This is a genomic window from Halomonas sp. GFAJ-1 (assembly GCA_002966495.1).
In the GTDB taxonomy this organism is placed as follows: Bacteria; Pseudomonadota; Gammaproteobacteria; order Pseudomonadales; family Halomonadaceae; genus Vreelandella.
The window spans coordinates 562,483-589,065 of record CP016490.1 but is presented as its reverse complement, the minus strand read 5'-3'; the positions used below and the strand labels follow the sequence as shown (position 1 = coordinate 589,065).

General features: G+C 56.7%; 26 protein-coding genes and 1 tRNA gene. 20 read left to right on the top strand and 7 right to left on the bottom strand.

Going from position 1 to position 26,583, the window contains the following annotated elements:
- The first annotated feature begins 6 nt into the window (after positions 1 to 6).
- The 5 genes from BB497_02580 to BB497_02560 all read left to right on the top strand — a co-directional run bounded on the left by BB497_02580 (position 7) and on the right by BB497_02560 (position 5,876).
- On the top strand, positions 7 to 312 hold the full coding sequence (locus BB497_02580; GenBank protein AVI61661.1) for a nuclease: 306 nt from the start codon (positions 7 to 9) through the stop codon (positions 310 to 312).
- Positions 306 to 1,340 (top strand): acetylpolyamine aminohydrolase, encoded by a 1,035-nt coding sequence (locus BB497_02575; protein ID AVI61660.1) that lies wholly within the window; start codon positions 306 to 308, stop codon positions 1,338 to 1,340. Before BB497_02580 ends, BB497_02575 begins: the two co-directional genes overlap by 7 nt.
- A gap of 101 nt (positions 1,341 to 1,441) precedes the next feature.
- The gene (locus BB497_02570; protein AVI61659.1) at positions 1,442 to 1,813 is read left to right on the top strand and encodes a hypothetical protein; all 372 of its coding nucleotides are present in this window, start codon (positions 1,442 to 1,444) and stop codon (positions 1,811 to 1,813) included.
- 32 nt (positions 1,814 to 1,845) lie between these two features.
- Positions 1,846 to 3,588 (top strand): nuclease, encoded by a 1,743-nt coding sequence (locus BB497_02565; GenBank protein AVI61658.1) that lies wholly within the window; start codon positions 1,846 to 1,848, stop codon positions 3,586 to 3,588.
- Positions 3,585 to 5,876: an ATP-dependent DNA helicase gene (locus BB497_02560; GenBank protein AVI61657.1), complete on the top strand. Its 2,292-nt coding sequence runs from the start codon at positions 3,585 to 3,587 to the stop codon at positions 5,874 to 5,876. Before BB497_02565 ends, BB497_02560 begins: the two co-directional genes overlap by 4 nt.
- On the opposite strand, the gene BB497_02555 is transcribed toward BB497_02560, so the two are convergent.
- The 4 genes from BB497_02555 to BB497_02540 form a co-directional block, all read right to left on the bottom strand.
- The gene (locus tag BB497_02555; protein ID AVI61656.1) at positions 5,873 to 6,781 is read right to left on the bottom strand and encodes a homocysteine methyltransferase; all 909 of its coding nucleotides are present in this window, start codon (positions 6,779 to 6,781) and stop codon (positions 5,873 to 5,875) included. The two genes, BB497_02560 and BB497_02555, sit on opposite strands and share 4 nt — an antisense overlap.
- A 52-nt stretch (positions 6,782 to 6,833) precedes the next feature.
- On the bottom strand, positions 6,834 to 8,552 hold the full coding sequence (locus tag BB497_02550) for an endonuclease (protein AVI61655.1): 1,719 nt from the start codon (positions 8,550 to 8,552) through the stop codon (positions 6,834 to 6,836).
- Positions 8,553 to 8,730: 178 nt separating this feature from the next.
- Positions 8,731 to 8,807, bottom strand: a tRNA-Pro gene (locus BB497_02545).
- A gap of 112 nt (positions 8,808 to 8,919) precedes the next feature.
- Positions 8,920 to 9,924: an octaprenyl diphosphate synthase gene (locus BB497_02540; protein AVI61654.1), complete on the bottom strand. Its 1,005-nt coding sequence runs from the start codon at positions 9,922 to 9,924 to the stop codon at positions 8,920 to 8,922.
- A 285-nt stretch (positions 9,925 to 10,209) separates the two neighbouring features.
- Here BB497_02540 and BB497_02535 point away from each other — a divergent pair, with 285 nt between their 5' ends.
- From BB497_02535 to BB497_02520, 4 genes are all read left to right on the top strand, one after another.
- Positions 10,210 to 10,521, top strand: a complete 312-nt coding sequence (locus tag BB497_02535) for a 50S ribosomal protein L21 (protein AVI61653.1) — start codon at positions 10,210 to 10,212, stop codon at positions 10,519 to 10,521.
- 29 nt (positions 10,522 to 10,550) lie between these two features.
- Positions 10,551 to 10,808 (top strand): 50S ribosomal protein L27, encoded by a 258-nt coding sequence (locus tag BB497_02530; GenBank protein ID AVI61652.1) that lies wholly within the window; start codon positions 10,551 to 10,553, stop codon positions 10,806 to 10,808.
- Between the two features lie 141 nt (positions 10,809 to 10,949).
- The gene (obgE, locus tag BB497_02525) at positions 10,950 to 12,140 is read left to right on the top strand and encodes a GTPase ObgE (protein AVI61651.1); all 1,191 of its coding nucleotides are present in this window, start codon (positions 10,950 to 10,952) and stop codon (positions 12,138 to 12,140) included.
- A gap of 81 nt (positions 12,141 to 12,221) precedes the next feature.
- Positions 12,222 to 13,361 carry a glutamate 5-kinase gene (locus BB497_02520; protein AVI61650.1) on the top strand — a complete coding sequence of 380 codons (1,140 nt, stop codon included), beginning with the start codon at positions 12,222 to 12,224 and terminating at the stop codon, positions 13,359 to 13,361.
- Between the two features lie 50 nt (positions 13,362 to 13,411).
- Here the strand turns inward: BB497_02520 and BB497_02515 are convergent, their stop codons facing one another.
- A complete protein-coding gene (locus tag BB497_02515) occupies positions 13,412 to 14,428 on the bottom strand; it encodes a hypothetical protein (protein ID AVI64239.1) in 1,017 nt (338 codons plus the stop codon).
- Between the two features lie 115 nt (positions 14,429 to 14,543).
- Positions 14,544 to 15,863 (bottom strand): hypothetical protein, encoded by a 1,320-nt coding sequence (locus BB497_02510; protein AVI64238.1) that lies wholly within the window; start codon positions 15,861 to 15,863, stop codon positions 14,544 to 14,546.
- 296 nt (positions 15,864 to 16,159) lie between these two features.
- Here BB497_02510 and BB497_02505 point away from each other — a divergent pair, with 296 nt between their 5' ends.
- From BB497_02505 to BB497_02465, 9 genes are all read left to right on the top strand, one after another.
- Positions 16,160 to 17,377, top strand: coding sequence for a glutamate dehydrogenase (locus tag BB497_02505; protein AVI64237.1), 1,218 nt, complete (start codon positions 16,160 to 16,162; stop codon positions 17,375 to 17,377).
- Positions 17,378 to 17,501: 124 nt separating this feature from the next.
- Positions 17,502 to 17,723, top strand: a complete 222-nt coding sequence (locus BB497_02500; GenBank protein ID AVI61649.1) for a hypothetical protein — start codon at positions 17,502 to 17,504, stop codon at positions 17,721 to 17,723.
- A gap of 133 nt (positions 17,724 to 17,856) precedes the next feature.
- Positions 17,857 to 18,834, top strand: a complete 978-nt coding sequence (locus tag BB497_02495) for a phosphonate ABC transporter substrate-binding protein (GenBank protein AVI61648.1) — start codon at positions 17,857 to 17,859, stop codon at positions 18,832 to 18,834.
- Between the two features lie 78 nt (positions 18,835 to 18,912).
- Positions 18,913 to 19,779: a phosphonate ABC transporter ATP-binding protein gene (locus tag BB497_02490; GenBank protein ID AVI61647.1), complete on the top strand. Its 867-nt coding sequence runs from the start codon at positions 18,913 to 18,915 to the stop codon at positions 19,777 to 19,779.
- The gene (locus BB497_02485) at positions 19,776 to 20,603 is read left to right on the top strand and encodes a phosphonate ABC transporter, permease protein PhnE (protein AVI61646.1); all 828 of its coding nucleotides are present in this window, start codon (positions 19,776 to 19,778) and stop codon (positions 20,601 to 20,603) included. The genes BB497_02490 and BB497_02485 overlap by 4 nt, the downstream gene beginning before the upstream one ends.
- Before the next feature lie 32 nt (positions 20,604 to 20,635).
- A complete protein-coding gene (locus BB497_02480; GenBank protein AVI61645.1) occupies positions 20,636 to 21,451 on the top strand; it encodes a phosphonate ABC transporter, permease protein PhnE in 816 nt (271 codons plus the stop codon).
- 26 nt (positions 21,452 to 21,477) lie between these two features.
- Positions 21,478 to 22,107 carry an alpha-ribazole phosphatase gene (locus BB497_02475; protein ID AVI61644.1) on the top strand — a complete coding sequence of 210 codons (630 nt, stop codon included), beginning with the start codon at positions 21,478 to 21,480 and terminating at the stop codon, positions 22,105 to 22,107.
- 145 nt (positions 22,108 to 22,252) lie between these two features.
- Complete coding sequence (locus BB497_02470; GenBank protein AVI64236.1) at positions 22,253 to 22,723, top strand: glycoside hydrolase; 471 nt, start codon at positions 22,253 to 22,255, stop codon at positions 22,721 to 22,723.
- Positions 22,724 to 23,028: 305 nt separating this feature from the next.
- The gene (locus tag BB497_02465) at positions 23,029 to 24,759 is read left to right on the top strand and encodes a diguanylate cyclase (GenBank protein ID AVI61643.1); all 1,731 of its coding nucleotides are present in this window, start codon (positions 23,029 to 23,031) and stop codon (positions 24,757 to 24,759) included.
- 60 nt (positions 24,760 to 24,819) lie between these two features.
- Here BB497_02465 and BB497_02460 read toward each other — a convergent pair whose 3' ends face one another.
- Entirely contained in the window at positions 24,820 to 25,401 is a 582-nt protein-coding gene (locus tag BB497_02460; GenBank protein ID AVI61642.1) for a hypothetical protein, read from the bottom strand.
- 196 nt (positions 25,402 to 25,597) lie between these two features.
- Between BB497_02460 and BB497_02455 the strand changes: the two genes are divergently transcribed.
- A complete protein-coding gene (locus BB497_02455; protein AVI61641.1) occupies positions 25,598 to 25,825 on the top strand; it encodes a hypothetical protein in 228 nt (75 codons plus the stop codon).
- A gap of 128 nt (positions 25,826 to 25,953) precedes the next feature.
- On the top strand, positions 25,954 to 26,532 hold the full coding sequence (locus tag BB497_02450; protein ID AVI61640.1) for an antibiotic biosynthesis monooxygenase: 579 nt from the start codon (positions 25,954 to 25,956) through the stop codon (positions 26,530 to 26,532).
- Positions 26,533 to 26,583: the final 51 nt, after the last annotated feature.

Sequence of the window (26,583 nt, the reverse complement as noted above, 5' to 3'; positions counted from 1 at the left end):
GGCGATATGGTAACGGCGGCACACTCAGCGGCAGCGACTCAGTGGTATCTCTATTTATTGGAGTGCCAACGCGGCACCTATGCAGGGATTACCAATAACCTTGCCAAGCGTTACCACGCCCACTGCAGTGGAAAAGGTGCACGTTATACCCGGGCTAACCCGCCGATAGCGCTGCTAGGGGCGCAGCCCTTTGCTGACCGTGCCGCCGCCAGCCGGGCGGAGTACCAATTGAAACAGCAATCGCCTTCGCAAAAACGCCAATGGGCTGCTCGCTGGCCTTACTCCCTATTGAATGAGGACTCGCAATGCTGACATTTTTCTCCGAAGACAGCCGCCGGCGGCAAGCGCGAAGCGAACTACATGATGGCGCAATAGTGGCGCCGTTCGAGTGCTCGGAACGTATAGATTTAGTGCTTAGCGCACTGCGCAAGGCGGCCTTTGAGGTGCGCGCACCCAGTGATTACGGACTTGCACCGGTGCTTGCGGTGCACGATGCAGACTACATCGCGTTTTTAGAAAATTGCTGGCAGGCCTGGCAAGCCGCCGGGCATGAAGGGGAAGCCATTCCTAATATTTGGCCAGCGCGCACCCTGCGGAGCGACAAAATCCCCCGCTCTGTCAGTGGCCAGCTAGGCTATTATGCCCTAGCGGCGGAAACCTCCATTACTGAAGGCACTTTTGCCGCCGCCATGGCGAGCAAAGACACCGCCTTGGGCGCCGTCGACTATACCCTAGCAACGGGCGAGCCAAGCTTTGGCCTGTGCCGCCCGCCCGGCCACCACGCGGCCTATGATCAATTTGGCGGCTACTGCTTTTTCAATAACGCCGCAATAGCCGCCCAGCGGGCGGTGAGTGCCGGTAAGCGCCGGGTCGCGGTGCTGGATGTCGACTTCCACCACGGTAACGGTACCCAACACATTTTCTATCATCGTAACGATGTCCTGTTTTTATCGCTGCACGGCGACCCAGAGGTAACCTTCCCCTACTACTCTGGCTACGCTGATGAAATCGGCGAAGGCTCGGGGGAAGGCTATACTGTTAACTACCCGCTACCACCAGGTACCTCGGTAGCGACGTGGATGGCTACCTTGGAACAGGCGCTGGAGCGTATTCATCAAGCTGAATGCGAGCTTATTGTGATATCGCTTGGAGTGGATATATTTGAAGGCGACCCTATAAGTGCCTTTACCTTTCAACACGCTGACTTTACTGCCCTGGGTAAGCGCCTAGCTGACGCTGGGCTCCCGTGTGTGTTTTTAATGGAAGGGGGCTATGCCGTTGAAGAGATCGGTGTCAATGTGGTGAACGTCTTGCAAGGTTTTGAGCAGGGGCGAGGCTAGCCGCGGGATGAGAAGATGACAGTTATCCCAAAATCGGGCAGTCTAATGACCTTTCAGTCAACGTTAGTAATATCAAATAACCGTTTAGCATGGAGTGGAGTGTGGCAGTTTACGGCGGTATTCAGGCACATGAAGTAGAGCGTTGGTTAAATGCGTTAACCAACGCGGCCTATGATCGACGCTGCCCGCTTTCCAAAGTACATGGCGGTAACGCCCGTGCCCGTACCGCCCGCCAAGACCTCTTGCACTTGGCCCACGCTTTTCGCAGCGGCGAGTATAGCCGTGAGCAGCTGGCCGACGGTTTAGGCCGCTGGTGTCAGCACTATTTAAGTGAAGCGGAATGGTATGTACTGGTGGGCAGCCACAACCCCGCGGTCTTCAAACCCTCTTCTCGCGCAGAAGCCCCGACCCCCGATCAGCAGCCGGATGACGCAGACGCGCTGGACGTGCTCTATCAACACCGGGTGGGTTAACCTGCTCCATTAAGCACTGTTACAATGGATAGATGAACAGTGCACTTGTCGCGTCAGCGACCGCCTCCCTAGATGACCCTTTCTATTACCTGACGAACTTTCGTTATGTATTGGCATGGGTAAGCACCCGCCACCATGATCTATTAAGTGCTTCCGAGCGCGACGCTATTGGCCGTTTTGAGACGCTACCCCAAGCTTCCCAAGCGCTACTGGTGCGCATGGTGATGCGTAAAGGTGAGCTGTTTCGCCTGGACAAACTGATGTATGAGGAAATCGGAGATGCGGAGCAGGCCCTGGCACCGCTGATAGCGCTTGGTTGGGTAGACGACGCACCGCAGTTAAGCCGCCGTGAGCTGTTTCGCCTCTTACGGCTGAGTGAGCTGCGCCAGGCGCTGGCAGGTGAAATCACCAAGGCAGGCCTAGCGCGCAACAGCACGAAAGCTGCGCTTCAAACGGCGCTGGACGAGCCGTTCCAGGTGTTTGCACCCCTTCAACAGTGGTGGCCAACGTCAACAACGCAGATTGTGCGGCTGACGGTGATGGCGCTTTGCGACCGCCTACGGCTGATGTTTTTTGGCAACCTACGTCAGGATTGGGCAGAGTTCGTGCTAACTGAGCTGGGCCTGCAGCGTTTTGAGCAGGTACCGCTAACCGCAGCGTCGCGCGCGTTCCAAAGCCGCGATGACGTGACAACGTACTTAACGCTTCACCGCTTGCGCGAACGCCTGGACGACGGCGAGCCGCCGCAGGCGCTTTCCACACAGGTGCCGCCTGCTTCCAGCAACCGTTGGTTAGCTTCTCGGCGGGCGCGGCTACTGCTTACCATGGGCCGTGAGGCCGAGCGTGGTGGCGATGCAGCGTTAGCTTTAACGCTGTACGCCGATGCCAATAACAGCGATGCGCGTATTCGCAGGTTGCGCGTGTTAGAGCGTCTGGGCCGTTATTCAGAGGCCTATGAACTTACGGTCAGCGCGCTGGACGCGCAGCCAAAGGAAGGCGAGATCCAAGCCTTGATGCGGCTGTTACCGCGTTTGGCACGCAAACTACCGCAACAGGTTGAGCGCTCGACGGTGTCTAATAAACAGGCGGCTCAGGTGCCCACCTATGTGCTTCATTTGCCAGGCCCTCAGCCAGTTGAGCGTGCCGTTGCTGACTATATGGCGACCCCTAACGCGCCGGTGTACTACGTTGAAAATAGCCTGCTGACCGGGCTGTTTGGTTTGCTGCTCTGGCCGGCCATTTTTAAACCGCTGCCAGGGGCGTTTTTTCACCCGTTTCACAGCGGGCCTGCGGATTTATACCGCGACGATTTTGTTAGCCAGCGCCAAGTCGATATCGACGCCTGCCTAGCCCAGTTGGATGACGGCCGCTACCAGGACACGATCCTTCGAACGTGGCACGCCAAAAAGGGCATCGCATCGCCGTTTGTTCACTGGGGAGTTGTCAGTGAAGCACTGCTGACGCTTGCGCTTAAGTGTTTACCGCCTGCCCATTTGCGTGCCTGTTTTATGCGGCTATTAGATGACCTTAAGCATAACCGCACGGGCTTGCCTGACTTGATTCAGCTAATGCCGGATGCACCGCCCGGCGAGCCACGCTACAAAATGATAGAAGTAAAAGGGCCGGGAGATCGCCTGCAAGATAACCAGCGCCGTTGGATCGACTTCTTTTGCCGCTTCGGCATGCCCGTTGAGGTGTGCCATGTACGCTGGCAGCCTGAATCTGACGTAGAAGGGGCTGAACCAGAAGGGCCTGAACTAGAAGAAGCCGAATGAGCCGCTATCGGGTAGCGGTGCGCACGCTGTGCGATTTCACCGCTCGGGAAGGCGACCTTGACCACCGCTTTACGCCAGCCCCCAGCGCTCTGGAAGGCATCGCAGGGCATGGGTTAGTGGCTAGCCGTCGGGGCGAGGGTTACCTGGCCGAACTGCCGCTTTCCGGTGAGTATCAGGGGCTTCGCGTGGCGGGCCGCGTCGACGGTTTTGATCCCAACGCTAACCGTTTGGAAGAGGTCAAAACCTACCGTGGCAATCTAGATCGCATGGCGGCTAATCAGCGCGCGTTGCACTGGGCACAGGTAAAGATATACGGCGCACTGCTATGTGCCGAGCGCCGCCTAGAGCGGGTCACGCTGGTGTTAGTGTATCTGGAGATTACCAGCGGCCAGGAAACGCTGCTCACCCACGAGGCTAGCGCAACCGAATTGCAGGTGTTTTTTACCGATCAGTGCCAGCGCTTTTTGGCCTGGGCGGAGCAGGAGTCTGCCCATCGCCAGGAGCGGGATGCATGGCTGGCTAGGCTCACGTTTCCCTATCCGGATTTTCGCGCTGGTCAGCGGGCGCTGGCGGAAGATGTATACAAGGCGGCCAGCACCGGGCGGTGCCTACTGGCCCAGGCCCCTACGGGCATTGGCAAAACCCTTGGTACGCTGTTTCCGATGCTCTCGGCAATGCCCCGCCAGCAGTTGGATAGAGTGGCTTTTCTGACCATGAAAACCCCAGGCCGTCGCTTGGCTCTGGACGCGTTGGCGTGTCTTTCTACATCCACTTCATCTACATCCAAACCATCTACACCCCCGGTGCCGCTGCGTGTGCTGGAGTTGGTGGCCAAGCACAAAGCCTGTGAATACCCCGGCACCGCCTGCCAGGGCGATGTTTGTCCGTTGGCGGCCGGTTTTTATGACCGCTTGCCTGCCGCCCGCCAAGCTGCGGTGGCACGTCGCTGGCTTGATCGCGATGGAGTGCGTGAGGTGGCGCTTGCCCACAGTGTGTGCCCGTACTATTTGGGCCAAGAGTTAGCCCGCTGGGCCGACGTGGTGGTGGGCGATGTGAATCACTGGTTTGATACTCATGCGCTGCTGCATGGATTGGCCCACGCCAACGACTGGCGGGTAGGTCTGTTGGTAGATGAAGCGCACAACTTAGTTGAACGAGCGCGGGGCATGTACAGCGCAGAGCTTTCCCAGCAGCGCTTGAGCCGTCTGCGTCGCCGCTCACCTCCCGCGCTTGCAAAATCGTTAGCCCGGGTCGGTAGGCAGTGGCAGGCGCTAACGAAGGAAGTGTCCACCGATGCAGCGGCGTTACAGCGTTACCATTTACTTGATGCGCTGCCCACCAAGCTGATGGCTGCGCTGTACACGCTGGCTGGCGCGATCACCGATTATTTGGTTGAACACCCCGACGCCGCAAGCGTGGAGCTTCAAGAGTTGTTGTTTGAAGCGTTGGCCTTCTGCCGTTTGGCGGAGCGGTTTGGTGACCACTCTCTGTGCGATCTTGCTATATATGGCCGGGGCGATGCGGTACTTGGGCTGCGCAATGTCATTCCAGCGGACTTTCTAGCGCCGCGCTTCAAGGCGGCCCACAGCGCTGTGCTGTTTTCAGCCACGCTGTCCCCATTTCACTACTACCGCGATTTACTAGGGTTGCCCGAAAACAGCGTGTGGCGGGAAGTGGCCTCACCGTTTGCCGCCCGCCAGCTGGAAGTGCGTATTCGCGTCGATATTTCCACGCGCTATCATCACCGCGAGGCCTCTTTGGCGCCTATTGTAGAAGCCTTGGTCAATCAGTATCAGCGTCAACCTGGCCACTATCTGGCGTTTTTTAGCAGCTTTGCTTACCTGGAACAGGTGAAAGCGCAGCTTCATCACGCACACCCCACCGTACCGACGTTTGCCCAAACCCGGGGTATGCAGGAAGCCGAGCGCGACGCCTTTCTGGCGCGCTTTACCCCAGGGGGTAAAGGGATTGGATTTGCAGTGCTAGGCGGGGCTTTTGCCGAAGGGATAGACCTTCCTGGCGAGCGCTTAATCGGTGCGTTTATTGCTACCTTAGGCCTGCCGCCGTTCAACGATTTTAACGAAGCGCTGAAAGCGCGCATGAACACCCGTTTCGGCCAGGGCGACGATTACACCTACCGCATACCTGGCATGATTAAAGTCGTGCAAGCCGCCGGTAGGGTGATTCGTAGCCCCCAGGACGAAGGGGTAGTGGTGTTACTGGATGATCGTTTTGCCCAGACCAAGGTGCGCGCATTGCTGCCACGCTGGTGGGTGCTAGCGCCCTAGGGGGTTGTCAGCGTGTACCCGGCATTTTTTAAGCGTGTGGCGATAGCCGCAATATGGGCAGGGCCGACTTCGCAGCAGCCACCGACCACCGTCGCGCCTTGTTCCACCCACTGAAGCGCGTAATCAGCATACGCCTGTGGGCCCAGATCCTCTCGCGCTGTTAATGTGTCCACGGTGCCCCCTGGCTGAAGTGCTGCGATAGAGGTGAACCCATTAGCAAAGCCACCGAAGGGAATGTTGGCGGCTGCCAGCACGCCCATTGCCGTGGTAATGGCTTCGGGTACGGAGCAGTTCACGAGTATTTTCTCAGCGCCTGCGGACATAGTCGCTTCTGCCGCGTCAGCAAGAAGCTCGCCAGAGCGCAGGCGTGTGCCATCCGTATCGTCGACGGTAAATGCTGTCCATACCCGGGTATCGCGCTCCGCCGCCGCAGTGGTGGCTGCCAGTGCTTCCCGCGCCAGTGACATGGTTTCACAAATGAAGAGATCTACGCCTGCTTGGGCATCCACCAACTGGCGGTAGCTATCCAGGCAAGTCTCGTCATCAGGCACTACCTCATGATGGTAACTTGCCACCAGAGGCGGCAGGCAGCCAGCAATAAGGACAGCACGGCCACTTTCTTGCTGCGCCTGTCGGGCTGCGGCAAGTGCCGCCCCATGTAGCGTTGCAAACAGCGCTGGGTCGCCATCCCGCGCTAGCCGTTGAGGGGTGGCGCTGTAGTTATTGAGCGTGATGACCTCTGCCCCGGCCTCAATAAAGTCGCGGTGAGCCGCCGTGACCAGGTGCGGCTCATCGAGCATGACCTGTGCTGACCACAGAGGCGAGGCCGGGTAGCGGCTACGTTTGCGTAGTTCCTGGCCCATGCCGCCATCGAGCAGGATGACAGAAGGTGTTGAGTCGGTCATGGTGGCGCTTCCTTGTGTATTATCACAACGTTGGCTATTGGTGAACTGGGGCTTAAGGCCAGCTTAAGTCCACGGCAACCGGGTCATGATCTGAAGAGCGAAAGGGATCGGGCTGGATATAAGCGTGCGCAGTGTCCGGCCCGTCATAACCAAGAAAACGCGGTTCATCTGCGTTGATTCGCCACGTTTTCGTTTGGGTCACGGAGCCAGCCAGTTCGGGGCTTGCCAATGCATGATCCAGGTAGCCTGATTCGCCGCGGAAGACATAACTATAGCGGTGCTCAGGCGGCAGGTCGCGAGCAAGCAGATCGACCATGCCCGCATGAACCAGGGTACGGATCGGGTCTTCGGCGCCATAGGCATTAAGGTCGCCGGTTAGCAGTAGACGTTGATGACCGGCGGTATCGGCAAGCTGGGCCAAAAAGTCACGCATTGCCTCAGCCTGCTCTACTCGGCGCTCGTTCCAGCAGCCTTGGCCACGGTCAATATCCCCATGGGATGGGCAGCCCGACTTAGCCTTGAAATGCGCCGTCACTACTCCGAAGGCTGGGCCGCCGTTCATATCACGAAAAAAAGCGGCTAAAGGAGGGCGGTGGTGAGCAGGGTGGCTGTCTGCATATAGGTCGCTCAGCGCTTCCACTCGGTCTGGCCGATAGATCAGTGCCACCTTGATGGCATCAGACCCACGATTTGCGCTACCTCCGACGGCCTGATAGCGGATGCCTGTGCGCGTGCTTAGTTGCTTGATCAGGTCGGCCAGAGCGCCCGGATCATTTTCGACTTCGACCAGCGCAAGAATATCGGCCTGAAGGCCTGAGACCGCAGCGGCCAGCTTGGCTCTCTGGCGTTCCAGCTCATCGCTGTTGGCAGCTCCCCGTTCCCCTAGGGTGGTGAAATAATTTTCTACGTTGAAGGTCGCTACTCTCAGCTGATCACCCGGGGCGGTCAGCGGTTGTGGGCGCGGGTTGGTATCCTCGAAACGCGGCTCTTCAGTTGGTTGCAAACGATAGGCGTCAAAGGCTTGCATGATAACCCCGGTCAGCCCCTCAATGGTGCTACCTACTCGGCGGCTGCCGTTGGTATCCAGGTAGGGGATGGGGCTTGGGAAAGCACGGTAGCTGCCATCGTCCAGCAGCAAAATAGCCCCCTCCTCAGTCGCTTTCTCCGCTGTATTTGTTGGCCGAAACAGGCGCTCTGCGGCCAGCTTCAGCGTGCCGTAGCGTGCAAGCTCATAGTTGCCGGTAACGGTGAGGGGTTGCGGGAACACCACCAACAGGTCTTCTAGCTGGTGCAGCTGATCTTCGTTAAGAGGCCAGGTTGCTTCTATAGGCTCAGGCAATTGATGGTTGGCGCAGGTCTCGATCTGCGCGACCCGCTGGAGCTGAATCCGATCGTGGAACCTGCCAGCCTCCGCGTGGAGCTGCAGGTGCTGCCCAGGGGCGATTCGTTCAGCCTGACTCGGTGTGACCCTGGGCATATAGACGAACACGCCCGCCGGGCCGGGGTCAGTGAATTGCTGAAGATAGAAGCCGTTAAGGTTGTCTCTGCCGAGGAACACGCCAGTCACAATGCCGTCGACAACGACGTCGCTGCCCTCGGGGAGCGCAGGCTGTTGGCTGTCGCCCTTGATGCTGACTATGTCGGTGGTGGAGGGAAGTGCACAATTGGCGACCGCTGGCGCGGCCAGCAGCAAAGCTAATAGCGCTATCCAAGTGGCAAGCGAGGCGCGAAGGCGGCCACTTCTGCGAGTCAGTAAATGAAGAACGCCCATGACACGCTCCAAAATGTAGGGGAATGGCCAATCGTTTTCAGGCTTGACAGAGTAGGCCGATAGCTTACCTTACCTGTAGTGGCTTGTTGGCGCTGTCACCTATATGGAACCTAGCGCCACCCCAACAAAAAACGGCCACTTGCTGCGTTAGCTAAGTGGCCGTTTTTAATAGAATTCTTGGTCGGAATAGCAGGATTCGAACCTACGACCTCTGCCTCCCGAAGGCAGCGCTCTACCAAGCTGAGCTATATTCCGAACGTTGCTTAAACAGTGCTAGGCAGCGCTTAACAACGGAGCGAATCATACGCAGGCGAAGGGCTTTTTTCAAGCCTCTTTTTACGTGCTCCGTTGCTTTGTTGCGCGGACTTTATGCTTTGCGATCAACCGCTAAGCGTGCGATGTTCGCCATGCTATCACGGTAGGGGCTAGGGGGCAGGGCGTCCAGTTCAGCTAGGGCTTTATTGGCCATCTCAACGGCGCGTGCACGGGTATATTCCAGCGCACCGGTGGCGTTGATGATCTCAAGCACTTCGTTGAGCTGCTCAAGCCCACCCTGGCGAATCACTTGACGGATCAGCTTAGCCTGGTCCGGCGTGCCGCGTTCCATGGCATGAATCAGTGGCAGGGTAGGTTTGCCTTCTGCTAAGTCGTCGCCAACGTTTTTACCCATGGCTTCGGCATCGCCTTGGTAGTCCAGCAGGTCGTCGATGAGCTGGAAGGCGAGGCCTAGATAACGGCCGTAATACTGCAGGGCGCGCTCTTGGCCAGGTGTAGCGTCTGCAAGTACGGCACCGCTGTGGGAGGCGGCCTCAAACAGCATGGCGGTTTTACCTTGAATAGTTTCAAAGTAGTCCGCTTCAGAAATGCTGGGGTTGCCAATGTTAGTCAGTTGCAGCACTTCCCCTTCGGCGATAATGCAGGTAGCGCTGGAAAGAATTGCCATGATGCGCATGGAACCTACATCGACCATCATTTGAAATGAGCGCGAATAGAGGAAGTCACCTACCAGCACGGAAGGTGCGTTGCCCCAGGCGTCGTTGGCGGTTTTTTTGCCACGCCGCATGTGCGACTCATCCACCACGTCGTCGTGCAATAGGGTGGAGGTGTGCATAAATTCGATCAGCGTGGCGAGCGTAATATGTTTGTCGCCCTCATAGCCTAGCGAGCGGGCCGCCAGCAGCACCAGCAGCGGACGCAGGCGTTTACCACCGCTTTCAATAATGTATTGGCCGATGGTTTCGACCAGCGGCACCTTGGAGTTCAGCTGCGCGACAATGGTGCGGTTTACGGCGTCAAAGTCATCGGCCACCACGGCGTGCAGCGGTGAAGGCGTTGGGCTGGCAGGCGGGGTTTGAGAGACGTTGGCTGTCATGGGTTCCGTTCATCGCGGGGGTGGGGTAGTTGAGGCCATGCTATGGGGCTGGTTGTGAGGCGTCAAGGTAGAGCTAAGCGCTCATGGCGTAAGGTGTGATTGACAAGGCCTTGTAGTCTTGTGGTAGACAGCGATAGTCGCTATAATTCGCGACCCACTCATCATGCTCCCTGTCAGATGGCTGCCAAAAGGGGCGCCACTCGCAGCAGGTCGATAAGAGCGGAAGGCGATGAGCGTTGGTTACGCGGGGCGTAACCGGCATTAACGACAAGTCCGGAGAGCGACATGTACGCAGTTATTAAAAGCGGTGGCAAACAGTACCGTGTTAAAGAAGGTCAAACCCTCAAGCTCGAAAAAATCGAAGTCGCTACCGGCGAAACGATTGAGTTTGATGAAGTGCTGCTGGTTGCAGACGGCGACGACGTAAACATTGGCGCGCCCTTCATCGGCGGTGCCAAAGTGTCTGCTGAGATCGTTTCCCACGGCCGTGGCGATAAAGTAACGATCATCAAATTCCGTCGCCGGAAGCACAGCATGAAGCGTCAGGGCCACCGTCAGTGGTTCACTGAAGTCAAAATTACCGGAATTTCTGCGTAAGCAGCTATTTCCTTTAGGAGGATTTTGCAATGGCACATAAAAAGGCAGCCGGCTCCACGCGCAACGGTCGCGATTCCGAGTCCAAACGCTTAGGTGTGAAACTGTTCGGTGGCCAAGCAGCCAGCGCAGGTAGCATCATCGTTCGTCAGCGTGGCACACGTTTCCATGCAGGCACTGGCGTTGGCTTAGGCCGTGATCACACGCTGTTCGCTCTGAACGACGGCTTCGTGAAGTTCGAGACCAAAGGTCCGAACAACCGTAAATTCGTTAGCATCGTTTCTGCCTAAGCAACAGCTGTTGCGCAGAGCGAAGATGACGAAATAAAAGCCCCGCCATGGCGGGGCTTTTTTGTCTTTTCGATCCCTTTTGCCTGTTATTAATGGGCGGGATATTGCAGTTAGGGCGGCGGAAGCGGCCGGGAGAATCCAATGCAGTTCGTCGATGAAGCCTCGATTATTGTTGAGGCAGGTAAAGGCGGCAATGGCTGTCTGAGCTTTCGCCGCGAAAAATATGTGCCCAAAGGTGGCCCTGATGGTGGCGATGGTGGCCATGGTGGTAGCGTCTACCTGATTGGTGACGATTCACTGAATACCTTGATTGACTTCAAGTTTCAGCGTTTTTATAAAGCTGAAAACGGCCAGGGTGGCATGGGCCGTCAGATGAGTGGTAAAGCCGGTGAAGACCTGCACGTGAAAGTGCCGGTGGGCACCACGGTGATCGATGAGGATACCCTTGAGGTCATCGCCGATGTCACCGATATCGGTCAGGTGGTACTGGTGGCCGAAGGTGGTCGCCGTGGGTTGGGCAATATTCACTTTAAATCTTCGACCAACCGTGCGCCTCGCCGCACCACGCCGGGCACCGAAGGCGACCGCCGTAACCTGCGCCTGGAAATGAAGGTAATGGCGGACGTGGGTCTGCTTGGCATGCCGAATGCGGGTAAGTCTACGCTGATCCGTTCGGTATCTGCGGCCAAGCCCAAAGTAGCCAACTACCCGTTCACTACCCTGGTGCCTAACCTGGGCGTGGTGAAGCTGGGTATGCACGAGCACTTTGTGATGGCAGATGTGCCGGGGCTGATTGAAGGTGCCTCTGACGGCGCGGGCTTGGGGCTGCGTTTCTTGAAGCACCTGACCCGCACGCGTCTGCTGTTCCACGTGGTGGATGTGGCACCTTTCGATGAGTCCGACCCGGTGGAAGCGGCGCAGGCGATTATTCACGAGCTTGGTCAGTTCTCGCCAGCCCTTTCTGAGCGGCCCCGTTGGTTGGTGCTGAACAAGTTTGACCTGCTGCCAGAAGATGAGCGCGAAGCCCGCGCCGAGGCGATTATCCAAGCGCTGAACTGGGATGGCCCGGTATTCCGCATCTCGGCAATCAGCAACGACGGCACTGACAAGCTGGTACAGGCAGCGTATCGCTGGTTGACCGAGCAGCAGCGTCTGGAAAATGAAGATGAAGAAGCTCATGCCCGCGAGCAGGAAATGCGCCGCCGCATGGAAGAGGAGTCAGTAGCCCGTACGGAAGCGCGTCTTGGCCGCCGCCGTAAGCGGGACGATGACGAAGACGACGACGATTTCGACGATGATGATTACGATGTCGAGGTAGAGTACGCCCCATAACCGACCCTCGGTTGAGTGGGAAGCGTCAACAGGGTTAACGGAAGCAAGGCTGTGAGCGAAAAGGCTTGGGAGAGTCGCGACGTGGAAAGCAATGAGCAGTTGCCCGGCCGGGAGGCGTTAAGCAGCGCCCGCCGGGTAGTGGTTAAAATTGGTAGCGCGCTGCTCACCAACGATGGCCGTGGCTTGGACGAGGTGGCGATTGGTGGCTGGGTCGACCAGATCGCCACGCTGCATCAGCAGGGTATCGAGGTCGTGCTGGTCTCATCCGGCGCGGTTGCCGCCGGTATGGTGCGTCTGGGGTGGCAAGCACGCCCCAGCGCTGTCCATGAGCTTCAAGCCGCCGCAGCGGTGGGCCAGAACGGCCTTACCCAGTGCTACGAGCAGCATTTTGCTCGCCACGGCATGTTAACGGCTCAGATTCTGCTTACCCACGATGACCTGTCTAACCGCAAGCGCTATCTCAACGCGCTGTCGGCGCTGCGTACCTTGGTCGAGATGCGCGTGGTGCCGGTGATCAATGAAAACGATACCGTGGTCACCGACGAGATTCGCTTTGGCGATAACGACACCCTCGGCGCGCTGGTTGCCAACCTGTTAGAAGCCGATGCACTGCTGCTGCTTACCGACCAAGAGGGGCTGTTTGACGCCGACCCTCGCCACGACCCCAATGCTCAGATGATTGCCGAAGGGCGCGCTGACGATCCACGGCTAGCCGCTGTAGCAGGCAGTGGTGGGGCCTTGGGGCGCGGTGGTATGAGCACCAAAATACGCGCGGCGCAGCTCGCGGCCCGTTCTGGCGCAGTCACGGTGATTGCCAGTGGTCGTCAGCCAGACGTTATTTCTCGCGTCATGGCAGGCGAAGCGCTGGGAACCTTGTTGCGGCCTGACCAGGCACCTATCGCCGCCCGCAAGCGCTGGCTGGCGGGGCAATTGCAGGTGCGGGGCACCTTGGTGCTAGATGCCGGCGCGGTGAACGTACTGCGTGGCAAAGGCTCTAGCCTTCTGGCAGTGGGCGTGCGCGAAGTGCAGGGCAGCTTTAAGCGCGGTGATATGGTGCTGTGCGTGGATGAGCAGGGCACGCGCGTGGCCAAAGGGTTGGTCAACTATGGAGCTGAGGAAGCTCGTCAGTTAGCAGGCCAGCCAAGCCACCAGATTGAAGCAATCCTGGGGTACGTAGAAGCTCACGAGTTGATCCACCGCGATAACTTAGTCGTTGTTTAACCGCAAAGTAGCTGTTTAACGGCAAGGTGGCTGTTTAGCGAAGTGATTGTTTAATCGCGAGGGCGGGGCGGCAGCGGCACTTGGCGTGGCCAGTCATTGGGGACAAGGATGAGACGCTCCAGTGGCTGCATCTTTGTTGCTGTTGCTGTTCCTGTCTCCGCTTCTGGGTCGTAAAGCATCACCTGCTGTGGCCCGTAGCGCTCAATCAGTGGCTTCACGATTGCCATTTCCTCGTTGGCTGGCTGAAACGCCGCTTTAGGTGGCGGGGCCAGCCAATGGGGTTTCTCCAACCACGCCATGTGCAGTGACTCACTCGTTTGGGCTGCAAGCGCTGGCCAATCTTTTATATAACACCACCTACCGCGCCGATGATTGGCTGTTGCCCCGATGGGCGGCGGCATTGCCGTGTGCCAGGGATAAAACAGTACGCCGGGCATGGCTAGGCGCTGGGTGAGCTGGCCGTTAAGCGGCGCGGTGGGGCCAAGGTCCCTTGGCGCTAGCCATTGGGTGATCAGTGCCTGCGCGACGGCGGTACTCGAAATGGGCAGCTGATGGTGGCGCAGATGGCTGCATTTCAGCGCTAGGCTGTCTAGCCCGCCAGGGCCAATCCAGCGGCTTTGGCTGGTGGCATCTCCCGGCCCTTCGGGTAGCCCTAGGTAGAACTTAATGGCTACTTCCAAATGCACGGGAGCGGTGTTGTCGCGGGTACGGTAGAGCATATCCAGCTCGCCGAGCGTGTTGCGCCGCTGCGTAATGCGTAGGTTCTTGGCCAAAAGCCGGGTAGTAGGGGCATTATCTAACAGCAGGTGCCAAAGCTGTTCGTGGTAGTGGCCCATACGGGTAGCTAACCTGCCATCCAGCGCGTTCAGCTTTGGCGTAAGCTGCGCCAACCAGGCGTCTATGCTGTCCGTCAAACCAAGCTCTTGTTGCGTTGGCTTGCCGCCACAGGGGATGGGCGGCGGTAGCTCAACGACATCCGGTGTGGCGATTAGCCACGCTAAGTCGCGGGCTGCTTGAGAGCTAAGGTGAGCGGAGTAGTGCTCGCTGGGCGCGTTGCTCACTATCACAGAAGGCACTCGTGAATCATTGCAGGGCGTACGCTGCCAGGAGCACAACGGCGACTAATAGCGCCAGCACTAGCCCCCCTGCGTATCTTGCGTAGTTATGCAGCATAAAAACTCCCTAAACGATGTCAAAGCGGTCGGAGAAAATATGGGTGGGGGCGATGCCCTGGGCAATTAAGCCCTTTTCAGCACTATCCATCATGGGGTCCGGGCCGCAAATAAAGTAGTCACGCTTCCCATCATCCTGGGGCAAGCAGCGGGCCAGGAGATCTTGGTCAACGTAGCCCACTTCCCCTTCCCAGCCCTCATGGGGGTCTGAAATAACGTGAATCAGCGTTAAGTTAAGTTGCTGAGCCAATTCATCCAGGTTGTCACGGAAGGTGGCTTCTTGCCAGGTGGGGTTGGCATAAATCAGCCAAATCGGTTGGCGGTCTTGCTGGTCGCGAAAGGTGTAGAGCATGCTCATAAACGGCGTAATGCCAATTCCCCCTGCGATCATTACTAGCCCCGAGGGATTGTTGGGGCGAGGGATGAAAGCGCCAAATGGGCCCTCAATAAACGCAGGTGTATTGGCGGTTACCTTGGGTAGTTGTCGGGTAAAGTCGCCCAGGCGTTTAGCGCTGAAGGTTATACGACCACTGCTGGCAGCGCTTGATGAGAGCGAAAAAGGGTGTTGCTGTAGCGACCATGGGGTGTCGCCCAGGGTAATCCAGAAGAATTGCCCCGGTTGGAAAGTGAAGCGGTGAGGGCCTGCGGGTTCAAGCGTCAGTGTGGTGGTATCGCCGCGCTCAAGCTTTGTGTCCACCACGCGCCAGGGGCGACGGCGCATACGCCATGGCCTTAATAAGCGGGTTTCGAGTACCAAGCAGGCCGGAATCAGAATAAGCAGCGCCAGACCCATCGAGGTAACCAAGCCCTCAGTGTAACGCTGGGCCATTATGGCGTGGCCAAGCCCCCCAAAAACGATAAACAGCGCTAAGCCGCCATGGAGTAGGTGCCACCACTCATATGGTAGCCCAAAACGTTTTCGCCAGAGCGAGCTAATAATCAGCACAATGCTGGCACCTAGCAGCGCTATCAGGGTTAGGGCGCGCAGGGTTTCTTCTCGTGGGTCAAGAAAGTGAATCAGCGAAGGGTGGGCGATAAACAGGGCAACGGGGTGGGCAATAACCAGGAAAAGCGCCCCAATACCGATCTGGCGATGAAACTGGAGTACGTTATCAAAACCGATCTCATGGGCAAACCAAGCGTGTCGGCCCGATATTAACGCCTGCAGTGCCATGATGCTTAGGGCGAGTGCGCCAAGCAACACCGCCGCTTCACCAAGCCAACTGCGGGGTGTTGGTGGTGAGAGCAGCAGCCAGCCTATCGGCAGCAGGGCAAGTAAACTGTAAAGGCTTCCCCAAGCTAGGGCGCTACGTGTTATTGGACTCACTATGTTCTCCCTGGGCATCCGTGCGAATAGCCTAAGTGTGAGAAAAAGCTGGGATTTCGCAAGTTAAAAAGCGTGTGCATTTACCAAGCTGCTACGCTTACAAAGTGCTAGGTCCCTTATGAGCAGGCGCTGGCGCCTATCAAGCAGAAGGAGAGTGCTACATGGCCAATGCGAAAGCGAAAAAGCATAAAGCAAAGCAGCAAGCATCCAAAACACGTAAACCGCAAGCTGAAAAGAAGACGCTGCAAGCCCTGACCCCTGAAACAGGCGCGGCGCTTTTTGAAGATGCCCGCTCGCGGCTGGAGGCGGTATTTGAAGCGTTGGATATTCACCCGGATGCCCAGGCACGGTTGATGCAGCCGAGCCTATCGTTGCAGGTAAGTGTGCCAATCCGCATGGATGACGGAAGCCTGAAGGCCTTCCCCGCTTGGCGGGTTCAGTACGATACCAGCTTAGGGCCTGCCAAAGGTGGCGTGCGTTTCCATACGGACGTTAATCAGCACGAAGTCACCACGCTAAGTTTCTGGATGGCGGTGAAGTGCGCGGTGGTTAGCTTACCTTATGGCGGGGGGAAAGGTGGTGTACAGGTAGATGCCAAGGCCCTCTCCTCCCTTGAGCGAGAGCGGTTGGCTCGGGGCTATATTCGTGCCATTGCCGATATTATGGGGCCAGACCGAGATATTCCCGCCCCGGATGTAAATACCGATGCTACGGTAATGGGCTGGATGATTGATGAGTACGAACATATCGTGCGTGCCCAAGCGCCTGCCGCTATCACAGGTAAGCCGCTGTCTCTAGGGGGCTCCCCGGGTCGGGTAGCGGCCACCGGGCGCGGCGCGTTAAAAGTGCTGAATTTGTGGGCCGAGCGCGAAGAGCGCAAGCCAGAAGAGACCACCGTTGCCGTGCAGGGATTTGGTAATGCTGCTTATCATTTTGCCCGACTAGCCAGTGAGCGGGGTTATAAAATTGTGGCGGTATCGGACTCAAGCGGCGCTATTTACAGCGCGGACGGGCTTGATGTTGACGCTGCGAAGCAGGACAAAGACAAGCACGGTTCGTTATCCAAGAGTAAACAAGGTAAATCACTGGCAGGCGATAAACTGCTGTCGCTTGAGGTGGATGTGTTGGCGTTAGCGGCACTAGAGAACCAAATTCACTGCGATAACGTTGACGATGTGCAGGCGGGGGCGATTCTTGAAATTGCTAACGGGCCGTTAACCAGCGATGCCGATGATGTATTAGCCAAACGCGAAATACCTGTGCTACCTGATGTCTTGGCTAATACTGGCGGCGTCATTGTTAGCTATTTTGAGTGGCTGCAGAACCGCGCAGGCGAAAAATGGCTAGAAGAAGAGGTCAATCAGCGCCTAGATAGCCTGCTGGGTGTGCAGGCAGAAAGCGTGTTGGCGCGGGCGGAGAAAGAGAAAGTCACCTATCGCCAAGCCGCCTACCGCCAGGGAATAGAACGCATCGCTGAAGCCATCATGGCGCGAGGAAATTGCCAGAATTACCGTTAACTAAAGTCAGTACAAAAAGAGTAGCGGGCCCAAAGGGGCCCGCTAAGTGTTCGCAGCCGCCTACGTCGACTTAGATAATTTCAAAGCGTTTAACGATGCTTATGGCTAGGCCCGCGGTGATCTCGTGATTATTTTGCTGTCGCGCTTGCTGCAGGGCGGTATCACTATTGAAAGCCGCCAAGGTGCTACGGCGTTCTTTCCCTTTGTTAGCGTGTCGATTGCGGTTAAACCCATTATCGACCCCAGCACCTGCAAGGCACTGGACATTGCCGCCCAACTTTCCGAGCTAAAACATCAGGCGAAAAAAATAGTCGGTAATAGTCTCTTTATAGATCGACGGAACTGACGCGTGCTGCCTTAGCTAAGGGGTGTCACTTTGCTGTCATTGAGACGTCACTAGGTTGTCACGAGAGTGACCCGCTGCTGTCATGCAGGCTTGGCAGGATAGCGTCATCTTTGAACAGCCACTTAGGTGATGCATGCACGCTCCCACGCTTTCTAACTCGCTTTCCCGCACATTGATTAGCGCTGCTGTTGCAAGTGCATTTGCGCTGGCAGCAGTTAACGCCTCCGCCGACCTCTCCTCGCGCTACGTAGACAACGATGGCGATATGGTTGCCGATGCACCGACTGACGAGTCTCAGTGGGTCGACCCGGACACCTTGGTCTTTGCCTATACGCCGGTTGAAGACCCTGCTGTTTATGCGGATGTATGGTCTGGCTTTCTGGATCATCTAAGCGAAGCAACCGGTAAGCGTGTGCAGTTCTTCCCCGTGCAGTCGAATGCTGCCCAGCAAGAGGCGCTGCGTGCAGGCCGCTTGCATGTCGCGGGTTTCAACACAGGCGGTGTGCCGGTTGCTGTTAACTGTGGTGGCTTTCGCCCCTTCGCCATTATGGCGAGTGAAGATGGTAGCTACGGCTATGAGATGGAAATTATTACCTATCCCGGTAGCGGTATTGAGTCCGTTGAAGACCTTGAAGGTCGCCAATTGGCGTTTACCTCAGAAACCTCTAACTCTGGTTTCCGTGCGCCCTCTGCGCTGCTGCGCTCTGAGTATGGGTTAGAAGCCGATAACGATTACAAGACCGCGTTCTCCGGCTCTCACGATAACTCTGTGCTAGGTGTAGTGAATAAAGATTACGATGCTGCCGCCATTGCTAACTCGGTGGCTACTCGGATGATCTCGCGCGGTGTGGTAAGCGAAGGCGATTACGAGATTATCTATACCTCCGAAACCTTCCCCACCACGGCTTATGGCGTTGCCCACAATCTAAAGCCTGAGCTTGCCCAGCAAATTCAAGACGCATTCTTCAGCTACGACTGGGAAGGCACCGCCCTTGAGGCTGAGTTTGCCAATTCCGGTGAAGCGCAGTTTATCCCGATCACCTATGAAGAGCATTGGTCTGTGATTCGCACCATTGCTGAAGCCAACGGTGTGACTTACGACTGCGATTAACCCTTTGGCAGCTGTGCAACCCCATCGGCCAGAAGGGCAACCTTCTGGCCGAACCGTTATGAAGATGAGGTAAAACCCATGTTGACACTTACCGGCGTTGGCAAACGTTACCCCACTGGGGATCGTGCGCTTACTGATATCGAGCTGGCGCTTCCCAAAGGCCAGGTCATGGCGCTGATTGGGCCGTCTGGGGCGGGTAAAAGCACCCTGATTCGCTGTGTTAATCGCTTGGTGGAGCCCACCCAAGGCAGCATTCGGTTGGAAGATATCGAGCTGACGAAGCTATCAGGCAATCGTCTGCGCCACGCGCGTCGCTCCATGGGGATGATCTTCCAGGAATACGCCTTGGTGGATCGCTTAACCGTGATGGATAACGTGCTCTCCGGTCAGCTAGGCTATGTTGGATTCTGGCGTAGCTTTTTGCGCCGTTACCCTCAGGAAGCCGTGACCGAGGCGTTTCGGCTACTTGAACGGGTTGGCCTTCCCCATGCCATCGACAAGCGCGCCGATGCGCTCTCTGGCGGCCAGCGCCAGCGGGTTGGCATAGCCCGTGCGCTGTTACAAAGCCCTAAGCTGCTCCTGGTCGATGAACCCACCGCGAGCCTTGACCCAAAAACTTCCCGGCAAATCATGCGACTGATTCGTGAGCTATGCGCTGAACGGGAACTTGCAGCGATCATTAATATTCACGATGTGGCGCTGGCGAAGCAGTTTGCCGACCGTATTGTGGGGTTGCGGGCAGGTGAAATCGTCTTTGATGGCAAGCCAAGTGAGCTAACCAGCGAGATTCTTACCACGATATACGGTGAAGAGTATTGGGATACGTCGCCTGAGCCTGTTGAGAGTGGCGATGTTGAAGAGAAGGAAAATGCGTTCACTCGCCAACCCTATGCTGCCCACACGCAGCGGCCGTTGGCCAGTGTTGCCAGCGGAGGCGCGCTATGAGCGGTGTTGATACGCTGGCGCGTCAACAGGCGGCACGCCAAGGCCATTGGCGGAGGCTACCGCTGATTGATAATCCGCGTATGCGCTGGGGGTTGGTGCTGGGCGGCGTCGTGTATTTGGTGCTCGCATTAGCGTCTGTCGAAGTAAACTGGGCGCGTGTGGCGGAAGGTTCTGGGCGCGCACTGAATTTTCTCGGGGCATTTTTGCAGCCCGACTTTGTTAGTCGCCAAAACGACATTATGGCGGGTCTGCTGGAAAGCCTCACCATGACGTTAACCTCTACGGTGATTGGCGTGTTGCTGGCGATTCCCGTGGGGTTGGGGGCGGCGCGCAATATCTCGCCCTTACCCATCTACGCAGTATGCCGCGCCATTATTGCGGTCTCGCGCACCTTCCAGGAAATTATCATCGCGATTCTATTTGTGGTGATGTTCGGCTTTGGGCCGTTTGCCGGGATGCTGACCTTGGCGTTTGCCACCATTGGCTTTATGGCCAAACTGCTGGCAGAAGATATTGAAGACCTCGACTGGCGGCAGGTAGAAGCCGTGCGCGCCACCGGGGCGAGCTGGTGGCAAACCATGAACCATGCCATCCAACCCCAGGTGATGCCGCGCTTAATTGGCTTGTCGATGTACCGGCTGGATATCAACTTCCGTGAGTCATCGGTGATTGGCATTGTCGGGGCGGGCGGCATTGGCGCGACTCTCAACACCTCACTCAGCCGTTATGAGTACGGTACTTCTGCCGCCATCTTGTTAATTATCATCGCGATTGTACTGATGAGCGAGTACGCCTCCAGCTACGTTCGTCGCTGGACGCAATAACCCCACGCCGCTTGTCTTTAAGAGGAAACGTTATGCCAGTTTCAACAACACCCCAGGGCGCGCCGCTGTGGCAGCGGCGCACTACTCGCGCCCAGTGGCTTCAGTACGCCGCCTGGCTTGTCGGCATCAGCCTGTTTCTACTGTGCTGGAAAGTGATTTCTGATAACACCATGTGGGTGTTTGTCGAAGATGCGGGCCGCCAAGGCAGCGACTTGATCAGCCGAATGATGCCGCCGCGTTGGGAGTATGCCAGCGTGCTATGGAAGCCCATGTGGGATACGCTGAACATCGCTACGTTAGGCACCGTGCTGGGCATTGCCATGGCGTTTCCTGTGGCATTTTTAGCCGCACGCAACACTACGCCGCACCCGCTGGTACGCAGCCTAGCGCTCACCGTTATCGTCTCATCGCGCTCTATTAACTCGCTGATTTGGGCCATGCTGCTGGTCACCATTCTTGGCCCCGGTGTGCTGGCGGGAATCATCGCCATCGCGCTGCGCTCAATTGGTTTTGTCGGCAAGCTGCTCTATGAGGCCATTGAAGAGATTCACCCCACCCCCGTTGAGGCAATTAGCGCCACCGGCGCCAGCCGTCTACAGGTGATGAACTACGGTGTGCTGCCCCAGGTTATGCCTGCTTTCGCGGGTATCAGCGTGTATCGCTGGGACATTAATATTCGTGAGTCTACCGTGCTAGGTCTGGTTGGCGCTGGCGGTATCGGCTTGCAGCTTAACGCGTCGATTAACAGCCTCGCCTGGAACCAGGTTAGCGTTATCTTTGTGATGATTTTTGCCACGGTATTGGTCTCAGAGTGGATCTCTGCCCGTGTACGCCACGCTATTATCTAGCCAGACAGCCAGGGTAAGGAGCGATCATGCGCTTTCCAAATGCCACTATCACGACCATCGATATTATGCGCCACGGCGAGCCAGTCGGCGGGCGCATGCTGCGTGGTAGTACCGACCATCCGCTGAGTAAAGCCGGTTGGCAGCAAGTGAGTGATGCCGTGATGCGACAAAGTGTGGATGGGCGGCTGCCTTATGATGCCGTTATCAGCTCACCGCTGCTGCGCTGTCGTGAATTTGCGCTGTGGTTAGGTGAAGAGTTCGACCTGCCGGTACAGGTGGAGGATGACCTAGCTGAGCTTCACTTGGGGCGCTGGGAGGGCAAAACCCATGCTCAGGTGTTTGCCGAAGAGGGTAGCGAGCAGATGAGCGCGTTTTGGCATAACCCTTCCCAAGCGGCTCCACCCGAAGGGGAAACAGTAGATGCATTGGATGCTCGGGTCAGTGATGTCTGGCGGCGACTGTTGGTAAGCCCACCGGGCAAGCATGTACTGGTGGTCGCCCACCTGTTTGTATGTAACGCGTTGCTGCGTCAAGTATTGGAACAGCCGCTTTGCAATAGCTTAGTGATGGATTTGCCCTATGCCGCGATGAGCCGACTACGCCATGAGCGCCATGCGCTGGGAGAAACCACCTTCGTTGAGTGGATTGGGCGTTAAATAAACCGCGCCATGAATCAGTAGCGAGTCACCAGCTCTTAGGCCATGATAAAGCGATTGCTAACATGCCGCGCTGGAGCGTTTTATGCCGTTTCCCTGTGTGCTCTCTATGTACTTTGTGCCGCTGGTCCGCTTGCGGCGGTTGATGCCTCTGCAGCGCTTAATCACGCTGTTCGCCCTGTTGCTGATAGCTGGGTGTGCCGGCAAAGAGGTTGCCCCGCCATCTGCGCCTGGTGCTCAGGCGGGGATCTCCATGGAGCGAGCGCTGATTCTTTCCCATGCCCAAAAAGCCATTGGTACGCCGTACCGTTTTGGCGGTAACTCTCCAGAAGGGCTGGACTGCTCGGGGTTAGTTGAAATGACTTACCGCGCAGCAGGTATTCGTGTTCCCCGTACCGCCCATGATCAATTCCGGGCACTGCCTGCGGTTGATACTCCCCGTCCTGGGGATTTGCTGTTTTTTGGCAGTGGCGCGAAAGCCTCGCATGTTGGGATTTATCGCGGTAACCGGCAGATGATTCACGCCCCTGGCAGCGGCCGGGCAGTGGTCAGCGTGCCCTTGGATATCGATTATTGGGAGCAGCGCTTTTTAGGCGCGGCAGGGGTTGCGCCTTAAACCAGCATCATCGGCGTAGGGGTGGTTTTTGCATGTTTCTTGACCCTTGTCGCGTTGACTAATCGCTGTTTCATGTAAAACATAGTGTTTGTGTGTGGTGGTAGTATGGCTAAACGTAATCCAACCTATACTGAGTTAGATGAGGAGAACGCAGCTGCGCGTGTCAGTCTCTGAGTCTGCTTAAGGAGCTGGCGTTGTCTCTGCAAACTAATCATGATGCTCCTGAACTGGATAGTGCTACTGCACGTTCAAGAACGACTGGGTCGAGAACGACTGGGTCGAGAACGACTGGGTCCATAACTTCTATGTCGACGATCCTAGCGTCGAAAACCACCCCCGGTGCACCGCTTCTTCGCGCTGAGTCGGCGTTTAATTTCGCCAACGAAGCCATCATTATTACCGATGCCAACGGCTGTGTGGCCGACGTTAATCCCGCGTTTTGTGAACTCACCGGCTTATGCCTTGAAGAGGTCTACGGCCAATCCTTAGAGGCGTTTAGCATTTTATCCCTCGACGACAGCCGCACCACGCGCTTCATGCGTGAGCAACAGCAGCTTCGGGATCGCAGTAAATGCCAAGTGAGTTACCGCAGCCACGACGGCCAGTTTTACCCTGGCATGATGTCGATAAATCGCGTGCGTAATGCACAGGGGCAGGTCGACCACCATGTCGTTGTCCTGGCTGATCTTTCCGCCATCCCTGCCCACGCGCGTCACCTGAAACGTGAGGTCTTTTTTGATGCGTTGACCGGGTTGCCTAACCTTCAGCTACTCACCCAGTTGATTCAGGAGTCGATCCAGCATGCGGAAGCCAAACAACTACCGCTGGCAATATGTTCCCTGGATATCGACCATTTTCAGACGGTTAACGAGCAGCTAGGTGCCCATGTCGGGGATAGTTTACTTTCCACCTTTGCGCAGCGTATTAGCCACCTGCTGTTTGGCGATGATGTGTTGGCGCGGGTGGGAGGCGATGAGTTTGTGCTGCTACTGCACCACAGCGACGATGAGCACTTCTTTGAAAAGCTGCTGACCACGATCCGAAAACCGCTGGTGATTGATGGACAAAGCATCTATCTCACCGCGAGTTTGGGCATTACACGTTACCCAAATGACCACTCCCAGGGCGATGTGCTGCTGCGCCATGCTCACCAAGCTATGTACCGAGCAAAGCAGCGGGGACGGGATACCTACCACTTTTTTGACCCCACCCAAGATCGTCTGTTGCAAGTGCGTCATGAGCAGCGTCAGCGTTTCATGGATGCCCTTAACCACAACGAGTTGCGGCTTTTTTATCAGCCTCAGGTAGATATGGCCAGTGGGCGAGTGGTGGGCGTGGAAGCGTTGATTCGATGGCAGCACCCAGATGAGGGGCTGCTCTCGCCGGCCCAGTTTTTACCCATTATTGATGCCACGCCGCTGGAGGTCGACCTTGGGGAGTGGGTGATTGAGCAGGCACTACAGCAGCTTACCGAATGGCAAAAAGCCGGTATTGTGCTGCCTATCAACGTGAACATCAGCCCTGCCCACCTGCTGGGTAAAGAGTTCAGTGAGCGGCTTGCCGAGCTGCTAGCTAGTTACCCTACGGTTGCGCCTGCCATGCTTAAGCTCGAAGTGCTTGAGAGCGCTGCCATGCACGATATTCAGGCAGCGCTAAAAAACATGGCACGTTGCCAAGCCTTAGGGGTTGGGTTTGCCATTGATGATTTTGGAACGGGCTTTTCGTCGTTAACGCATTTGCGTCAGCTGCCCGTTAATCTAATCAAAATCGATCAGAGCTTTGTACGCGATATGCTGAGCGACCAGGACGATATGGCAATCGTGGAAAGCGTAATCTACATGGCTAACCGCTTTAAGCGGCCGATGTTAGCCGAAGGTGTTGAAACCCTGGCCCATGCGAAAGCGTTAATGGCATTGGGCTGTGAGCTTGCCCAGGGCTATGGCATTGCTCGCCCTATGCCCCCGTGTGAAATGCCAGCTTGGCTGGAGGGGTGGCCGCAGCGCAATGATTGGCACTCTTTAGCAACGCTGCAATAAGGATATGGCAACGCTTCAACGCCGCTAGGGTTATAAGGGATTTAACCTGGGCGGCTCGATTCAGGCGGCTTGCTCCGGTGGGCTGGTGGCGGCTCCATCGTTACGTGCTTGATTCATTTGACTCTGCTCTAAGGCCGCTTCCAGCTTAGCTTCCAGCAGGTATTGTCGCGCTTGGGCAGCGACCTGATAATCTTTAGGTGAGGGGTCGGCAGGCGCTAAGGCCGCGGCGATCACCGTTTGCATTTTTTCCACTGTCGCTTGTGGGTCGCCAGGAACCGGGCCGTAGTCAATGGGCACTTCGCCGGCAACCGCGTAGCGCTTGCCATCAGGACCTATCTCATACTCGTAAGAGGCGCCGCCAGTATAAGGGCCGCCCGCTATCTGGTGGGCCATTTCATGCTGGCGCACCGCCCGGTCAGTCTGCTTTAGCTGCTCTAAATACTGGATTTCCTCAGGTGCTAACGGGGTGCCGTCCGCCCGGGTGGGGCCTGTTGCTTCACTGGCGCGCTGATCATCTTCGCTCACCTGCGTAGCATCGTCGGTTTGAGCGCGGCGCTGTGCTTCTTCGGCGATAGCGGGCGACGATGGGCTACTGGCCGCTATGGGCGAAGCAATAAACGCACTCATAAAGGAGAGTTCCATAAGCAGTTACCGGCGTATAAATGGTTATAGGTAGTCTTGAGTATCAGCGAGCCAGCCCTGGTGCGCAAATATGGCGTTCTGTTTTTCTCGGCATTTGCCTGCTTTGGGAGTCGCTAGCGGGCGTAAGTGCTGTCCTCTTTAGTACCGCTCTATTATTATCTGCTCAATATTAAGTGTTACTTTTTTAAGAGTGTTTATGCCTGCCATTGATGTGGTTATCCATCTCTCCGAGAGTGAATGCCTAGCGCACTATGAAGGTCGCTACGCCAATGTGCGTACCCGTAGTGTGGATGGCCGCTGGGTGGTTTTTCCTGCCGAAGCGCTGCGCCGTGTTGTAACAAGAGAGGGTGTTCAGGGCATTTTTCGGCTTGAGTTTTCTGATCAGGGGCGCTTTGTTAGCATCCAGCCGCTCTCAAAGCGTTGAGCGCTTGATCAGTGCCCACATGGCACCAACATTGCATGTATACTGCAGTGCAAGTAACGGGCTTACCCGCCCACTAGTAAACAGCCTGCTTACCCGGCAATGGCTGTAGTATCTTTAGGAGATATACCATGTCTGCTTCACCTGTCACCTTAATGGTGGCCCGCCGCGTGGCGAATGGCCGCTATCAAGACTTTAACCGTTGGTTAAATGAAGGGCGTGAACTAGCGGCTGACTTTCCAGGCTACCTGGGGTCAGGCGTATTGGCGCCGCCAAAAGATGACGACGAGTATCAAATTATTTTTCGATTTAGCAGCAGCGACACGCTAAACGCCTGGGAACATTCCGCTTCACGCCACGCCTGGCTTGCCCGTGGGAAAGACCTGTATGAGGCCCCCCATGAGCATCGCGCGACGGGTCTTGATGCTTGGTTTCAGGTTAACCCAGGGGTTACCCCGCCCCGCTGGAAGCAAGCGGTGGCCGTTTGGTTGGCGTTTTTCCCTGTCTCACTAATGTTTCAATGGTTATTTGGCGGCGCCATCGCGGATTGGGCGTTAGTTCCCCGGGTAGTCGTTAGCACGCTGATGCTTACCCCGGTTATGGTGTTTGTATTTATCCCGCTTTCAATGCGTTTATTGGCTCCCTGGTTGCAGGGTAAATGGTCATTCGCTGATCTCTTGGCAAAGTGGCGCCACGAGCACAAAGCATAAGTAAGTAGAGCGTCAATGTGACCAAAATGGTGCGCTATTTGCACTCCTATT